Source organism: Chryseobacterium contaminans (assembly GCF_001684955.1).
Classification (GTDB): domain Bacteria; phylum Bacteroidota; class Bacteroidia; order Flavobacteriales; family Weeksellaceae; genus Chryseobacterium; species Chryseobacterium contaminans.
In genome coordinates this window covers 1-2,506 of record NZ_MAYF01000180.1, presented here as the reverse complement: position 1 = coordinate 2,506, position 2,506 = coordinate 1, and the positions used below count along the sequence as shown (strand labels likewise).

3 protein-coding genes are annotated in these 2,506 nt (G+C 30.7%); all 3 read right to left on the bottom strand.

Annotated features, from left to right (window positions below):
- A partial coding sequence (locus BBH99_RS11135) for a 50S ribosomal protein L20 (protein ID WP_123873144.1) occupies window positions 1-139 on the bottom strand: 139 nt, incomplete at its 3' end.
- Window positions 140-258: 119 nt separating this feature from the next.
- Window positions 259-456 (bottom strand): 50S ribosomal protein L35, encoded by a 198-nt coding sequence (gene rpmI, locus BBH99_RS11130; protein ID WP_034676300.1) that lies wholly within the window; start codon window positions 454-456, stop codon window positions 259-261.
- 93 nt (window positions 457-549) lie between these two features.
- The gene (locus tag BBH99_RS11125; protein WP_066695509.1) at window positions 550-2,310 is read right to left on the bottom strand and encodes an ArnT family glycosyltransferase; all 1,761 of its coding nucleotides are present in this window, start codon (window positions 2,308-2,310) and stop codon (window positions 550-552) included.
- Between the last annotated feature and the right edge of the window lie 196 nt (window positions 2,311-2,506).

Below are 2,506 nucleotides of genomic sequence, written 5' to 3'. Positions count from 1 at the left end.
AAGCATATTGCATTGCTTTTTCTACCGCGTTTTTAGCTACAGTCCAAACGTTCTTTCTTCTTCCGAAATAACCTTTAGCTTGCTTAAAAATTTTCTTTCTGCGAGCTCTTGAAGCTACGGCATTTACTGATCTTGGCATAATTTAAATTGTTTTTTTGAAAAGGGCGGTAACAGATGTTACTCTTATTGGCACCGTTTCAGGGTTAAAATTTTGAATTTGTTTTGAATTCTTATAAACCGAATATAGATTTATAAAAACTACTTAATTGCTAATTGACGTTGAACGCTTTTTTCGTCCACTTTAGCTACGTAAGAAGTAGTAGTAAGATTTCTCTTCTGCTTAGTTTCTTTCTTAGTTAAGATGTGGCTTTTGTAAGCGTTTTTTCTTTTGATCTTACCTGTTCCAGTAAGAGCAAAACGTTTCTTAGCACCTGATTTCGTTTTTAATTTTGGCATTGTTTTGCTTTTTTATTGTTTTTGTTATCAATATCTGTTTATGGTTTCCTAAAGACATTAGGAATAATAGTTTGCAAAAGTACGAAAAAAATCTCAATATTCCCTTTCCAGAACAAGACTTTCTAAAAACATATTATTTTTCGGAGTAATTTTAATGGTTAACTGTCCATTTTTTATCCGAATATCAGCGTTGAATTTAGCATTTTCTTCATCTGAACCTACTATTTTCCAATCTTCTGAAGAAAGATGGTCTATTGATAGAGTATATACATTTCCTCTATTCATTATTTTTATCAGTTTATTGTCGGAAAATACACTTACATCATCTGATAAAGCTTGAAATAGATATCCTGGAATAATTAACTGAGATCCGGTGTTTTTAATTCCTGTATTCTTACCATATTTATTGAAAAATAATTGATATTCTTCATCTTTTGCTTTTACCTTAATATAGTTTCTGTTGAAAATCTTATTAGACTTTAGCTGATCACCAATATTAAATCTAGGTTCGCTACCAATATTGAAGATAATAATGTCAGGATTTCGGTTCATTACATAATTGGCATCACCCAATTCATGGGCTAAGGATCCTCTTCCAAAATTTTTTGGGGGATGTCTAGGGATATAATAATCATTTAACCCCAGCATATCTATAGTTGGCAATTCGGATGAATAAGGAATACAACCTGCAGCAGTAACTGCCACCAATGTTTGATTAGAAAAGGTTTTCTTTAAAGTTTCTCCCAGTTCCATTCCTCTGAACTCCCATCTTTCATCCACAGCACGTACATTATCATTGATTAAAGATTGAATAAAAACATTTATTATTAAAAGAAAAACAAGGCCCCAGGTTACTTTTTTTGAAGTGAAACTGATCTTTTTAAAATATTGTAATCCAAAAATAATGGCGAAAACAAAAAGGATAAGAACAACGTAATAATGCCTAAAAGCAGGAAATATATCACCTCCAATAGAAGTTACATAGCTAATCCAGGCAACAGTTAACAGTAATAAGTAATATCCGAAAGGATTTTTTCTTCTTAAAAGGTAATAAAGAGAGATTAATCCTAACCCGGATAATAGGAAAGTACTAAAGAAAGCTTTAAAATTATAAAAGCCGCCTCGTAAAATATGATGGATTGTCACTTTTACCTTTACCAATGCAGTATTGGGAACCAGCTCCCTATAAAAGTTATAGCGAAATGCAAGTTGTCCTAATAAAAATAATGATGGAATAATTGCTATGACAAAACCTATTTTAATGAATTGATCTTTCTTTCTACATATTGCTAATAAAAATCCTAAGGTAAGTATAGTAAATAAAAAACCATCAGGTCTGGTAAGAGTTAAAAGTCCCAGCCAAAATGATAATAAATAAACGGTTTTGAAATTATGATAATTAACGATCTTAGAGACTTCAATTAAAATTAAGGTCAGAAGAAATACATATAAAGGTTGTTCTAATCCGCCAATCGCCCAGACTACAAAGCATGGTGTAGTAGCCAGTAAAGCAACAGCCAGAAAAACGTATTCCTTTTGTATATTTTTATTTCTGAAATAATAAAGAATACTTCCCAATATCCCCAATGAACACAAAATGCCAACAATTCTGGCTGCAAGAATAAGATTTATACCTAATTTCCCTAATACAGAGATAGCTAAAACCCAAAGTAAATTAGAATAGCCCTCAACCGGATGTCCATCATTCCAGGTTAAACCCTTACCTTCAATAAAACGTTGTGCGTACCGTAATGAAATTAGACTGTCATCAGAAAAAAAAGGGTAATAATAAAAACATCCGAGAGAAAAAAGGATAATTATTATGAAAAAAAAGGATAAATATCCCAGTTTCATGGTTAATACATTTTTATACTAATAGTTTCCTAAGCTTTTTAGGATAACAAATTGCAAAATAACAAAAATATAAAAACTACAGATAAAAATACCTGTAGTTTTTATATTATATATTCAATTAGGTTATGATCTGAAGAACGCTAAAAGATCTGAACGTATAATTATTTTATTAATATTAAATTAACAGAGAGATAGG

Bases quoted from the DNA above. Each gene is read 5' to 3' on its own strand.
- rpmI (WP_034676300.1), bottom strand. From the start codon at position 456: ATGCCAAAATTAAAAACGAAATCAGGTGCTAAGAAACGTTTTGCTCTT.
- BBH99_RS11125 (WP_066695509.1), bottom strand. From the start codon at position 2,310: ATGAAACTGGGATATTTATCCTTTTTTTTCATAATAATTATCCTTTTT.